The following is a 12580-nucleotide window of genomic DNA, read 5'->3' on the forward strand; positions in this document are numbered from 1 at the left end:
ATCACAGGTCCTTCATCACTTCGTGTGCCAGATCACTGAATCCTTCCGGAGAAAAATCCTCAAAGAGCTGTTTGTACTTACCGGCATCCCAGATCTCAAACCGGTCAAGGGCCGCGGCCAGGACTATATCCTTGCTCAGGCTGGCGAATTCCTTCAGCGAAGCGGGCAGCAACATACGGCCGGCGCTATCGAGCTCCACCTCTGTTGCCCCGCCCAGGAACTGACGACGGAATTGGCGTACCTTGGGGTCGAAATCATTCAACTGGCTGATCTTGGCAATAATCAATTCCCAACTTTTGAGCGGGTACAGCGTGAGGCATTTTTCGAAACCACGGCTGATGATGAAACGCCCTTCTCCTTCCGGTAACTGTTTTTTCAGTCCGCCGGGAAGCAGGAAGCGACCTTTCGCATCTACCGTAGCCTCATATTCGCCGTGAAAACCGTTCATTTGTTGATAAATATTACCAAGATTACCACTTGTTGACACAAAATAACACTTTTTCCCACTTTTAGCGAAGAAATGGGACATTTGTATTTATCCACAAAAAGGATAAGCCTCAAAGGCTTACAGGTATTGAATTTGCTCGATTTTTGGGCGTTTCACCCCTGCGCAAATTGTGAATTAGTGTGAATAACCGGTGAATTACCACCATTTTTATGTGATTAACCTCATCAGGTCCGCGTTTTATGCATCCAAAAACATTGTCCATACTGGATTTTACCTATGAATTGCCGGAAGACCGTATTGCCCGCTTCCCCCTGGAAACCCGCGACCAGAGCCGTCTCCTGGTATACCGGGGCGGCCAGATCAGTGAAACGGTCTATGCTTCATTGGCCGGGGAATTGCCCGAGGGCAGTCTGCTGGTCTTCAACAACACCAAAGTGGTGGAGGCCCGCTTACTGTTTCAGAAGAATACCGGTAGCACCATTGAGATATTCTGCCTGGAGCCACACGAGCAGTATCCCGATATTACTTCAGCCATGCTGGAGAAAGGAAAAGTGTGGTGGAAATGCCTGGTAGGTGGCGCAAAAAAATGGAAAGAACCGTTGCTGCACAAAGCACTCAGCGACTCCGGTATTGTTTTATCGGCAAAAAAAATTGAACAGAGAGCCGATCATTACATCGTTGAATTAAGCTGGAGCGATGCAACGCTTTCATTTGCCGAACTGTTGCATCTGGCGGGCGCATTGCCTTTGCCTCCCTATCTGAACCGTGCTGCAGAAGAAAGTGATAAAGAACGTTACCAAACCATCTATGCCAGGCACGATGGTTCTGTAGCAGCACCCACTGCCGGCCTGCATTTTACAGAGGCAGTGTTTGCATCGCTTGCGCAAAAAAATATCCGTCACGAATTTGTTACGTTGCACGTAGGAGCGGGTACTTTCAAGCCAGTGAAATCGGCTACCATGGAAGAACACGATATGCACGCTGAGTTTATTGATGTGCCTTTATCAGTGATCGAAAAATTATTGCAGCAATGGCCGAGCACCATTGTTCCTGTGGGCACCACTTCGTTGCGAACCATTGAAAGTCTTTATTGGTTAGGGGTGAAAACGATATTGCATCCGGATATACAACCGGCCGCATTGCATCTTACCCAATGGGAGCCTTACCAGTTGAAACATGAAGCCATCAGTGCATCAGTTGCTTTACAATCTCTGATCCATTGGATGCAAGAACATCAACTGCAAAAGTTGCTGACCAAAACACAGATCATCATGGCACCGGGTTATCAACTAAAAATAGCCAGGGGGCTTATCACTAATTTCCATCAGCCGCAGTCTACGCTGTTATTACTTGTTGCAGCCATTGTAGGAGATGACTGGAAGCGCATATACAACTATGCATTGGAGCATGACTTCAGGTTCTTAAGCTATGGCGATGGATGTTTGTTGATGTCAGACATTGCTTAACGGCATCTCTACTGTGAAGCTGCTCCCTTGTCCTACTACACTTTCTACTTTGATCTTTCCTTTGTGTCCGTCGATCACGGTTTTTACGTAGTTCATGCCCAGGCCAAAGCCTTTTACGTTGTGCAGGTTGCCGGTATGCGCGCGATAGAATTTTTCGAAAATGCGTTTGAGGGTTTCTTTACTCATGCCTATGCCATTGTCTTCAATCCTGATCACCAGGTAATTGGTTGTACTATGGGTAGATATTTTGATTTGCAGTTTTTCTTTTGAATACTTGATGGCATTGTCTACCAGGTTGGAGATCATATTGGTGAAATGCACTTCATCGGCCAATACCAGGTCGTTCTTTGCATTGAGCAATAAACTGGATGTTCCATGCTTCTCTTCCAGTTGCAATTGGTAGTTGTCCATCGTACGCCGGATGATCTCATGCACATGCAGTTCACTCAGGTGGAGGTTCAGTTCCTGCCTTTCTGAAATAGCCGCCTGCAGTATGGTTTCAACGTGTTTGTTCATCCGCCTGTTCTCTTCTTTGATGATACCACTGAAATACTGCATCTTATCGGGATCGCGCTGCACTTTTTCATTCCGCAATGCGTCTACCGCCAGTGAAATAGTAGCCAGCGGCGTTTTGAATTCATGCGTCATGTTGTTGATGAAATCACTCTTGATCTCACTCAGCTTTTTCTGATTGATCAGGGTCTTCACCGTTACATAAAAAGCTGCGATGATCACGATCATGAACAATGCAGCGCCAAACACTACCCATCGCTGCGATTTCCATACCTGGTATTTAAAGCCCGGAAATACAACCACCAGGTGTTCAAAGGAGGCCAGTCCCTCCATGTCCGATCCACTGTCGGGAATGATAGCAATAATGAGTTGCCGGTTATTGATCGTATCGGCGCTTTCTTTTTCAAAGCCGGTGGTACCCATTTCAAAATCAGCATTACTGTTCAGTACTGCAAATTCAAATTTGGTATTCCTGATCTCTTCAATATCAAAAGCATGCTTCAGCCGCGTTGTCACATCCTGCATTGAAAACTTTTCCTTGACCGTGAGAGGTCTTAAATCGTACAGCGGGAATTCAGCGCCCAGGCGCATAGCGCTTCTTCTGCGGGGCCTGATGCTCTGGCTGCCATACACCACTTTACTCAGGTCATTGGCCACCATGGTACCGGCTTCATTCAATTTAGTGATCAGTTGTGCTTCCCGAAGTTCCAGCAGGTTACGCAGCCAGGATACCTGCAGCCAGATCAATCCGAAGAGCGACAGGGTAATGAGTATGATGATGACCGGGAAAGTTTTTTTCATTGCAGCAAATATAACAGGATCGGGGATTATGTAAAATGTTGTAACTTTTCCTTATGACTCCTCCCACACCCGGTATATTGTTGATCTCAGACCCTTTTTTGAAGGACCCTAATTTTACCCGAACGGTGATATTGCTTTGCGAGCACCAGGATGAAGGCAGTTTCGGGTTCGTGCTCAATAAAACCGTTCATGCCAAACTGGAGGATGTGGTCAAAGAAGCGGAGGGACTCGATCTTCCACTTTACGAAGGTGGCCCTGTTCAGAAAAACACCCTGCATTTCCTGCACCGCCAGCCGGTTCTTATACCGGGCGGAACAGAAGTGATCAAAGGCGTGTATTGGGGCGGGGATTTTGAAGAAGTGCTGGGGCAGTTAAGGGATGGTACTTTAAATCCGGACGATATCCGTTTTTTCGTTGGCTACAGCGGCTGGAGCGCCGGGCAACTGAATGATGAACTGGAACAGAAAACATGGATTACGCGGCAGGCTAATCTGCAGCTGGTGTTCCACCATGATAAAGACCTGGTATGGCAGGAAGCGCTGAAAGAGCTGGGTGGCGAATACCGGCAAATGATCAATTACCCCATCGACCCCCAATTAAATTAAAAAACCCCGGGCTTAAGCCCAGGGCAAAGATTTTTATTATTTATTCTCTTTTTTCTCGCTCTTTGCATCTTTATCGTGCTTGTGATGCTTCTTCATATCTTCTTTCATGTCTTCTTTTTTATCCTCTTTCATATCTTTCTTCCACTCTTTTTTGTCATTCATTTTGTCTTTTTTCCATTCTTTCTTCTCTTGTTTAGGCATTTCTTTTTTGCCATCCTGTGCCATTACCGGAACGACAAAAAAAGCGGACAGAACAGCCAATGCAAAAATTTTTTTCATGGTACAATCGTTTTAAGGGTTTAATTAAGACGATTAAATTACCCTTTTAAAAATGCCTTTCAAACTGAGCCCGTTTGAATTAATTTTTTTTTAACAAAAAGCCCCATGACTAATGCCTGGGGCTTACTATCGTCATCCCGAGCGAGCGAAGCGAGTCGAGGGACCTGCTTGAAGGTTCGGGCAGGTCCCTCGGCTGCGCTCGGGATGACGAGCGAAAAATGTTCGGGATGACCAGTAATTAAAATTATTCGCAGCCTTCTACTAATACGGTCACTTTATTGTTCAGCACTTCTACAAAGCCGCTCTGGATTTTATAACTCTCGGTGCTGTTCTTGTCTTTTAATATTTTCAACTGTCCTTTTCCCAATGCACTTACCAACGGTGCATGCTTATCCAATACTTCGAACAACCCTGTGATACCGGGCAGTTGAACGCCCAGCACATCGCCGCTGTATACTTTTTTATCGGGAGTCAGTATTTCTAAAATCATGTGTTTTATCCTTTCGCTGCAGCCAATAATTTTTTACCCTTTTCAATAGCATCTTCCAAAGTACCTACCAGGTTGAAGGCCGCTTCGGGATACTCATCTACTTCACCATCCATGATGGAGTTGAAACCGCGGATGGTATCTTCGATGCTCACGAATACACCTTTCAGACCGGTAAACTGCTCAGCCACGTGGAAGGGCTGTGACAGGAAACGCTGCACTTTACGTGCACGCTGAACGGTCATCTTATCTTCTTCACTCAATTCATCCATACCGAGGATGGCGATGATGTCCTGCAATTCTTTATAACGCTGTAAGATCAGTTTTACACGGTTCGCAGTTTCATAGTGCGCTTCTCCTACTACGGCTGGCGTAAGGATCCTTGAAGTAGAATCCAGCGGATCCACCGCAGGATAGATACCCAGGTCGGCAATCTTACGGCTCAATACCGTAGTAGCGTCGAGGTGGGCGAAGGTAGTTGCCGGAGCGGGGTCGGTCAGGTCATCCGCAGGTACATATACTGCCTGTACGGAAGTGATTGAACCATTTTTGGTTGAAGTGATACGCTCCTGCATCAGTCCCATTTCAGTAGCCAGTGTAGGCTGGTAACCTACGGCTGAAGGCATACGTCCCAGCAGGGCCGATACCTCAGAACCCGCCTGGGTGAAACGGAAGATATTGTCTACGAAGAACAGGATGTCTTTACCCTTACCGGTACCATCGCCGTCGCGGAAATATTCCGCAATGGTCAAACCAGAGAGCGCCACACGTGCACGGGCTCCGGGGGGTTCGTTCATCTGTCCGAATACGAATGTTGCTTTTGACTCTTTCAACCCTTCCAGGTCCACCGAGCTCAGGTCCCAGCCGCCTTCTTCCATGCTGTGCTTGAACTTGTCGCCATATTTCATGATACCCGCTTCGATCATTTCACGCAGCAGGTCATTTCCTTCACGGGTACGCTCGCCCACACCTGCAAATACCGACAAACCACCGTGTCCTTTCGCGATGTTGTTGATCAGTTCCTGGATCAATACGGTTTTACCTACGCCGGCGCCACCGAACAGACCGATCTTACCGCCTTTTGCATAAGGCTCGATCAGGTCGATCACTTTGATACCGGTGAAGAGTACTTCTGTAGAAGTGCTCAGGTTCTCAAATAATGGGGGTTTATTGTGGATAGGACGTCCGTTCGCTTTGCTCACTTGTGGCAGACCATCGATCGCATCGCCGGTAACGTTGAAGAGACGGCCGTTGATGCCCTCTCCGGTAGGCATGGCAATGGGTTTTCCGGTATCAGTTACATCCATACCGCGCACCAGGCCTTCGGTACCGTCCATCGCAATGGTACGTACACTGTCTTCACCCAGGTGTTGCTGTACTTCCAGCACCAGTTTTTCACCGTTTTCTTTGGTCAGTTCCAACGCATTGTAGATCTCGGGTAATGCATTATCATTGGGGAAATGCACGTCTACCACGGCACCAATGATCTGTTTGATCTTACCTTTTGTAGCCATATTTGGAGAGATAAATGAGGTTTAAATTTCGAATTGGCCGCAAAAGTAAGGGAAATGTGCGAAGTGTGTATGCAGAGAAGGGGGATTTTTTCGATCGTCATCCCGAGCGCAGCCGAGGGATCTGCCCGAACCCGCCAGCAGGTCCTTCGACTCGCTTCGCTCGCTCAGGATGACGGGCCTAAAAACTTGTCCAGCAGCTTGTAAACCACTTTTTTCCCCATCCGCAGCGCTACCGATGCCAGGCGGTTTCCCAGGAACATGGGCACTGCTGCTTCTATCATGGTTTGGGCGGCGGCTTCGGGGAGCTGTTCCCAGCGTTCTTCCAGGTCTTCTTCCCGCTTCCTGATGCGCTGTTTTACCAGCGATACAGCCCTTTGCAGGTCTTCCTGGTTGCGGATGGGCATTTGTTGTATGGGATCAGTCACGGTCATCGTCTTTGGGGTTATCCAGCACTATCGCAATGATCAGGTTAATGATCTTTTTCTCGTATTTCCGGCGTACTATCACCAATACTACCAGCGCCAGCACATAAAAGCCCGCCACCAGGCCAAAGCCTTTGTACAGGCTGCCGGTGAGGTCGGCAAAATAATAGCCTGCCATGATGCTCAGGAACAGGATGATCAAAGCAGCCAGTATGGCCATCACCAATACCGAAAACAGCACCGCCACCAGCCTGGCCAGCCGGCCGGTACCCTGCAGCTTCATGAGTAAGAGGCGGTCGAGCAGGTATTGTTCCAGCTCTTTGCGCGACTCGGTAAAGAAACGGTTCTTTTCCATCGGTGCGGGGTTTGAATTATATTCGTGAGGGGCTTTACGAAAATACGATAAGCATGCTACAACGACAAGATTATAAGATCAACCGGTATTTTTTGCTGGCCATCATCATCCTGTTTGCCATTTTCCTGCTGTACAGCCTGGTGCAGTTCCTGACGGCATTCCTGGCGGCGATCATGTTCTACGTACTGAGTAAATCGCCGGTGGAATGGCTCATCAAAAAGAAGCGCTGGTCCAAGCCCATGGCCGCCCTGCTGGTCATTGTGGTGTCGTTCTTCATCATCCTCCTGCCCATTTCATTACTGGCAACGATGTTGTATTCCAAGATCATTTCCGTAACCAGCAACACGCAAATGATCATCGGCCCGCTGAAGAGCCTCGATGCTTACCTGCAGGTGCATTTTCATTTCACCCTGTTATCGTCTAAAAATATCGACCAGCTCACTGCCTGGCTCACCAATTTCATTTCTTCGGCCCTTAACCAGGGCCTCAACCTGGTGAGCGATATCTCCATGATGTATTTCTTCCTGTACTTCCTTATCGTGAACATCAACCGGATGGAGGCGGCCGTTATTTTTTACCTGCCTTTCAAACGATCCAAGATCAAGATGTTCGGGCATGAGCTGAAAGCCCAGACCCTCAGCAATGCCGTAGGTATACCGTTGATTGCTGTGGTACAGGGACTGGTCATTTATATTTCTTTCCTGATTGCGGGGATGAACGAGGCGGGTTTCTGGGCGGTGATCACCGGGTTCTCTTCTATCGTGCCGGTGGTGGGCACTGCGCTGGTATGGGTGCCGGTGGCTGTTTATTTAATAGCAACGGGTCATACCTGGCAGGGTATTTTTATTCTGGCCTGGGGATCTGTAGTGCTCAGTATAGTGGACAATTTCGTTCGTTTTGCGCTGGCCAAGCGGATGGCCGATGTGCATCCTATTGTAACGGTATTGGGAGTGATCATCGGGCTGCATTATTTCGGCATCACGGGGCTCATATTCGGGCCTTTGCTCATCTCCTACTTCATCATCTTGTTGAAGATCTATTATTTGGAATTTCAATCGTCATCCCGAGCGTAGCCGAGGGATCTGCCCGAACCCGCCGGCAGGTCCTTCGACTCGCCCTTCGACTCGCTTCGCTCGCTCAGGGTGACGTTCTGCGCTCGCTCAGGATGACGAACGGAGGGGTGCTCAAGATGACGTGCGAGGGAGGGTTACCTTCTCCGCTTTAACCACTGCTCCGGATCGAGGGGGGTGTTTTTTTCGTTGTTGATCATCAGCAGCAATGCGCCTTCTCCGTCGATGTTGGTGCCTGAGTGGCCCAGCACGGAGCCGGCTTTTACCTGCTGGCCGCGTGAAACGGAAATAGTGGAAAGATGGCTGTAGATGCTGAAGTACTTACCATGCCGCAGGAACACGGTAGGCTCTCCCTGTACTTCTCCTGCATACGATACTTCTCCATCTGCAATACTTCTCACTGTTGATCCTTGCGGAAGGGATATTTCAATTCCATCGGTCTTACGTGTGAGTTTGGTACCCGGGATCGTCTCCACACCAAAATGCGCTTCGATATTACCCACATCTACCGGCCAGGGCAGGTGGCCTTTGTTGTTCTCGAATTTGATAGAGGTTTCGCGGCCCTCCGGAGTGGACTCCAAAGGTGTGTATACCCGGTCACGGGCTGGCGCATCGGCCACTTTGGGTTCTATTGCCTTGGGTTTAGCCGTAGCCGTAGCAGTGTTACTCTTAGGCTCCGCTTCTTTGGGTGCAGCAGCAGCCGCTGCCGCTTTTTTGGCGTCTTCAGCCGCTTTCAGCCTGGCCAGTCTTTCCCTTCTGGCCGCCTCTTCTGTTTCGCGGCGTATCACCGCCAGGATGGCTTCCCGCATTTTCTGCCGCTGCCTTTCTTTGTCGTGTATCTGTTTGGCAATCTCTTTTTCCTTTCCTTTTAGCTGCGCTACTACTTCATTCTGATCCCGGCGGTCATCCTGCAAGGCTTTTAATTGCTCGCTCTGTTTTTGCAGGGTCACCACCTGTTCTTTTTTGTTGCTGTTCAACTGTCCGATCTTTTCGTGCAGCAACTGGTCAGACTTTACGATGGCATCAGCCTGCGCTTCCCTGTTCTGGCGATAACTTTTCAGGTAAGTAATGCGCTTAACGGCGTCGTTGAAGCTGTTGGCCGAGAAAAGGAAGTTGAGGTATTCATAACCGCCCCGGCTCTTGTAGGCAAACACAACGCTCTTGGCGTATTTCAGTTTGAGGGTATCGAGTTCTTTGCCCAGCCGGTAAATATCGCGTTCGTTGGTGAAGATGGTCTCGTCGAGTGCACGTATCTGTTTGCTGATGCTGTTCACCAGCTCTTCGCGGGCCCTTACTTTTCTTTTGATGATGGCGAGCTGACTGAGCGATAGCTTCTTGTTTTTCTGTATTTCCAATTGCTGGCGGTTCAGGTCGGCCAATTCTTTTTTCAGGTCCTGTTCTTTTTTCTGCAATTCTTCCCTGGTCGTTTGCGCGTAGGCGCAACCCGTTGCAAGGCCAAGCAAAAGAAATACAGTCAACAGTCTTTTCATCATGTCCGGCTCGGTTTAAGAAGGAAATTTACTTACGCTTTATTCTTTTAGGGATCTCGAAAGAATATTTTAACGGTTCGTTTAGGGAAAATTCCTTGAAATCGAGGTAAATATCCAGTTTAGATTTTTCTGCCACCGAAATTTTCCTGTAAGCAGCAAACTGGTAATTACCCAATGGCTGGTAATTATTGAATGTGATATCGCAGGTCCTGTTGCGTTGCAGGTCGGCATCATCCAGCTTGCTGTGCAGTATCCTGCCGCTGTTATTGTCTATGCTCAGCAGGTGTTTGAACAGGTCGCCCACCATGAGTACCAGCAATTGCGAAGGCGTATTCTTATAGGATACGATGTTGCCGTCGATGAATACGGGGTTACCGATGATGAGGTCTTGCAGGGTATTGAAATCGAACGGTATCTGTGTTACATCCTGCAGGTAGCTGATGGAGCGATAGCTTACCGATGCACCCTGCACCAGTTTCACCAGCACCACGCTGTCTTTCGTGATCTTGGTTTCCAGTCCCACTTTGCTGATGCCTAAAAATTTGCCCGCTATCTTAATCAGTATTATGCTGTCTTTCTGCATGCTGAGGTACGCGGTGTAGTTATCGCTGTTCTCGGAGCTCTCGTAGGTTACTTTTACTTTGGCGTTGAAAGTGGAAAAATCAATTTTGTTTTTCGCCACTCTGCTCACCAGGTCTTTTACGATGGCGGCTGAGTCTACTTTAGGCGCTTCGCTGATCACTACGGTCTGTGCGGTATCCTTCCTGGTAATAGCAGATTGGATGGTCTGCACTTTTTTAGCGGTCTTGCAACCAAAAGCTACCAACAAAAGAAACCCTACAACAAGAACACTATTTTTAGTCATTGTCATCATTTATTTTCCGTACGTCACCCTCAATTTGCAACGTCATCCCGAGCGCAGCCGAGGGATCTGCCCGAACTCGCCAGCAGCTCCTTCGACTCGCTCCGCTCGCTCAGGATGACGTGATAATTATTGTTTTCCACTATGGCCGAAGCCTCCACTGCCTCTTTCTGTTTCGTTCAGTTCCTGCACCTCTATCCACTCCACTTTCTCCACTTTCTGAAACACCAACTGCGCAATACGATCTCCGGGATGAATCACCTGCGACTCACCAGACAAGTTGATCAATATCACTTTCAGCTCACCCCTGTAATCTGCATCGATGGTACCGGGCGTATTCAGGCAGGTAATACCCTGCTTGATAGCCAGCCCGCTGCGGGGCCTCACCTGGGCTTCATGATTCTCTGGTATTTCCAGGAAAAGACCTGTAGGCACCAACACCCTTTCCAAAGGCGCCAGCGTTAGTGGCGCTTCCAGCCAGGCCCTGATGTCCATACCCGATGAACCACTGGTGGCATAGGCAGGCAAAGCATTATTCGAGTGGTTGATGATCCTGATGGTTAAACGATTTTCCGGCATGGTGGCAAATGTAGGAAATGATGCCTTATTTTTGGCCCCATGAAGAACAGCAGGAGCACATTACTTCCCCTTTCGTTGATATCTTTTGTAATAACCTGCCTTTTTTCTGCCTGTTTCAAAGACCTGCCCGTTAAAAGACAAGTATACTTTAACGATTTCGAAACATTGTCGAAATCCAATCTTAAAGTGTACAATTTTAACGGGCTCGATACTTCCCTAAAGATCTTCTTCTTTAACAACAGCCATGTGTTCGGCAACTTCAACAACAACCGTTTTGAGCTGCACCTCGATACCCTGCCCGAGCACAATGCCATCAAAATAGAGTTCGACCTGTTCATTCACGATAAGTGGGACGGCGATTTTATCCTGGGCAGCAATAATATTCCCGATGTATGGCAAATGACGCTGGACGACTACCCCTTTTATCAAACTACTTTTTCCAACGGGATACATGGCCAGTCTTTCCCTAATAATTACAAGGCAGGTAATGCTTCCAGCCCTGCGCACAGCGATGCCTGGAATATCAGCCTGCCGGGCGTGTGCGTGCTGAAAGACTCAGCCAATGGAAGCAGTTTGTATAAAATAGAGATCACCACTTCACATAATGCCAATGCGATGACGCTTGCCTGCAGCGATGCATTGCAGCCTTTTAACAGTTTATGCCAGAAAAGCTGGTCTGTCGATAATATCCGCATCACGGCCATCAAATATTAATCCGCACATGAAAATGAAGAGTATGTTTAAAAAGGCGGCCTTGCGTATCTATGACGTAATCACCAGTCCTCTTACATTCCTGTACCTGCCTTTGTTGCGTGTGATCAAACTGCATGGTATTCATAAGTTCCCGCTCAACAGGGCGGTATTCCTTCGCCAGGGCATCTACCCGGTGAGGGATCATTATTACGAGCCGCAGATCAAATATTCCGCTCAATTCGATGCGAAAAAAATCCGCAACCTGCATTTAGATCTCCGGGAGCAGGTGCAATTATCTCAACTGAAACAACTGCAGCATACAGAAGAATTGCGTTCATTGTCTCAACACAAAAGTGAAGCGCAACGGCCGGCTTATTACCTGCAAAACGGCTCTTTTGCAGCAGGCGATGCCGATCTGTATTACCTGATGATCCGTAACCTCAAACCTAAAAAGATCATCGAGATCGGTTCCGGGTTCACCACCCTGCTGAGTCTCGAAGCCATCCGCAGGAACAAAGCGGAAGGTCACGATACCAGGCTCATCTGCATCGAGCCTTATGAATTCCAATGGCTGGAGCAATTCGAAGCAATTGAATTCAGGAAAGAAAAGGTAGAGAACATTGACCCTTCTTTTTTCGCCCAACTCGAAGCAGGTGATTTTCTTTTCATCGATTCATCGCACGTGATCCGTCCCGAAAACGATGTCTTGTTTGAGTACCTGGAGATCCTTCCAACACTTGCCAAAGATGTGATCATTCACATCCATGATATCTTTACACCACGCCATTACCGCAAGGAATGGCTGGTAGATGAAATCAGGCTTTGGAACGAACAATACCTGCTCGAAGCATTCCTGTATTTCAATGAAAGTTTTGAAATCCTTTTTACATTGAACCACCTTAAAAACAGTTATTTTCCTCAAACGCAAGCGGTACTAACCAACCTTACAGCAGATGCCGAGCCGGGTTCTTTCTGGCTGAAGAAAACGAAATAACT

The 12580-nt window shown here is 48.1% G+C and carries 15 protein-coding genes; 5 read left to right on the plus strand and 10 right to left on the minus strand.

Annotated elements, in window-relative coordinates:
- Position 1: 1 nt before the first annotated feature.
- The gene (mraZ, locus tag SEDOR53_RS0100595) at positions 2-448 is read right to left on the minus strand and encodes a division/cell wall cluster transcriptional repressor MraZ (RefSeq protein ID WP_026767964.1); all 447 of its coding nucleotides are present in this window, start codon (positions 446-448) and stop codon (positions 2-4) included.
- Between the two features lie 239 nt (positions 449-687).
- Here mraZ and SEDOR53_RS0100600 point away from each other — a divergent pair, with 239 nt between their 5' ends.
- The gene (locus SEDOR53_RS0100600; RefSeq protein ID WP_026767965.1) at positions 688-1914 is read left to right on the plus strand and encodes an S-adenosylmethionine:tRNA ribosyltransferase-isomerase; all 1227 of its coding nucleotides are present in this window, start codon (positions 688-690) and stop codon (positions 1912-1914) included.
- Here the strand turns inward: SEDOR53_RS0100600 and SEDOR53_RS0100605 are convergent.
- A complete protein-coding gene (locus SEDOR53_RS0100605) occupies positions 1900-3228 on the minus strand; it encodes a sensor histidine kinase KdpD (RefSeq protein WP_026767966.1) in 1329 nt (442 codons plus the stop codon). The genes SEDOR53_RS0100600 and SEDOR53_RS0100605 overlap by 15 nt on opposite strands.
- 53 nt (positions 3229-3281) lie before the next feature.
- Between SEDOR53_RS0100605 and SEDOR53_RS0100610 the strand changes: the two genes are divergently transcribed.
- Positions 3282-3833, plus strand: a complete 552-nt coding sequence (locus SEDOR53_RS0100610; protein ID WP_026767967.1) for a YqgE/AlgH family protein — start codon at positions 3282-3284, stop codon at positions 3831-3833.
- A 36-nt stretch (positions 3834-3869) separates the two neighbouring features.
- Here SEDOR53_RS0100610 and SEDOR53_RS0100615 read toward each other — a convergent pair whose 3' ends face one another.
- From SEDOR53_RS0100615 to SEDOR53_RS0100635, 5 genes are all read right to left on the minus strand, one after another.
- A complete protein-coding gene (locus SEDOR53_RS0100615) occupies positions 3870-4112 on the minus strand; it encodes a hypothetical protein (RefSeq protein ID WP_026767968.1) in 243 nt (80 codons plus the stop codon).
- Between the two features lie 244 nt (positions 4113-4356).
- Positions 4357-4602: an ATP synthase F1 subunit epsilon gene (gene atpC / locus SEDOR53_RS0100620; protein WP_026767969.1), complete on the minus strand. Its 246-nt coding sequence runs from the start codon at positions 4600-4602 to the stop codon at positions 4357-4359.
- 5 nt (positions 4603-4607) lie between these two features.
- Positions 4608-6113 (minus strand): F0F1 ATP synthase subunit beta, encoded by a 1506-nt coding sequence (gene atpD, locus SEDOR53_RS0100625; protein WP_026767970.1) that lies wholly within the window; start codon positions 6111-6113, stop codon positions 4608-4610.
- Positions 6114-6277: 164 nt separating this feature from the next.
- Entirely contained in the window at positions 6278-6544 is a 267-nt protein-coding gene (locus SEDOR53_RS0100630; RefSeq protein ID WP_026767971.1) for a hypothetical protein, read from the minus strand.
- Entirely contained in the window at positions 6531-6890 is a 360-nt protein-coding gene (locus SEDOR53_RS0100635; RefSeq protein ID WP_026767972.1) for a hypothetical protein, read from the minus strand. The genes SEDOR53_RS0100630 and SEDOR53_RS0100635 overlap by 14 nt, the downstream gene beginning before the upstream one ends.
- 53 nt (positions 6891-6943) lie before the next feature.
- Here SEDOR53_RS0100635 and SEDOR53_RS0100640 point away from each other — a divergent pair, with 53 nt between their 5' ends.
- Complete coding sequence (locus SEDOR53_RS0100640) at positions 6944-7963, plus strand: AI-2E family transporter (protein ID WP_051416417.1); 1020 nt, start codon at positions 6944-6946, stop codon at positions 7961-7963.
- A gap of 134 nt (positions 7964-8097) precedes the next feature.
- Here SEDOR53_RS0100640 and SEDOR53_RS0100645 read toward each other — a convergent pair whose 3' ends face one another.
- The 3 genes from SEDOR53_RS0100645 to dut form a co-directional block, all read right to left on the minus strand.
- Positions 8098-9453 (minus strand): murein hydrolase activator EnvC, encoded by a 1356-nt coding sequence (locus SEDOR53_RS0100645; RefSeq protein ID WP_026767974.1) that lies wholly within the window; start codon positions 9451-9453, stop codon positions 8098-8100.
- A 25-nt stretch (positions 9454-9478) separates the two neighbouring features.
- On the minus strand, positions 9479-10315 hold the full coding sequence (locus SEDOR53_RS0100650; protein WP_026767975.1) for a DUF4292 domain-containing protein: 837 nt from the start codon (positions 10313-10315) through the stop codon (positions 9479-9481).
- 126 nt (positions 10316-10441) lie between these two features.
- Complete coding sequence (gene dut / locus SEDOR53_RS0100655; protein ID WP_026767976.1) at positions 10442-10891, minus strand: dUTP diphosphatase; 450 nt, start codon at positions 10889-10891, stop codon at positions 10442-10444.
- A gap of 39 nt (positions 10892-10930) precedes the next feature.
- On the opposite strand from dut, the gene SEDOR53_RS0100660 reads away from it, so the two are divergent.
- Complete coding sequence (locus tag SEDOR53_RS0100660; protein ID WP_026767977.1) at positions 10931-11605, plus strand: hypothetical protein; 675 nt, start codon at positions 10931-10933, stop codon at positions 11603-11605.
- A 22-nt stretch (positions 11606-11627) separates the two neighbouring features.
- The gene (locus SEDOR53_RS0100665; RefSeq protein ID WP_198018755.1) at positions 11628-12578 is read left to right on the plus strand and encodes a class I SAM-dependent methyltransferase; all 951 of its coding nucleotides are present in this window, start codon (positions 11628-11630) and stop codon (positions 12576-12578) included.
- The last annotated feature ends 2 nt before the right edge of the window (positions 12579-12580 follow it).

It is taken from the genome of Asinibacterium sp. OR53 (assembly GCF_000515315.1).
Lineage (GTDB): Bacteria > Bacteroidota > Bacteroidia > Chitinophagales > Chitinophagaceae > Sediminibacterium.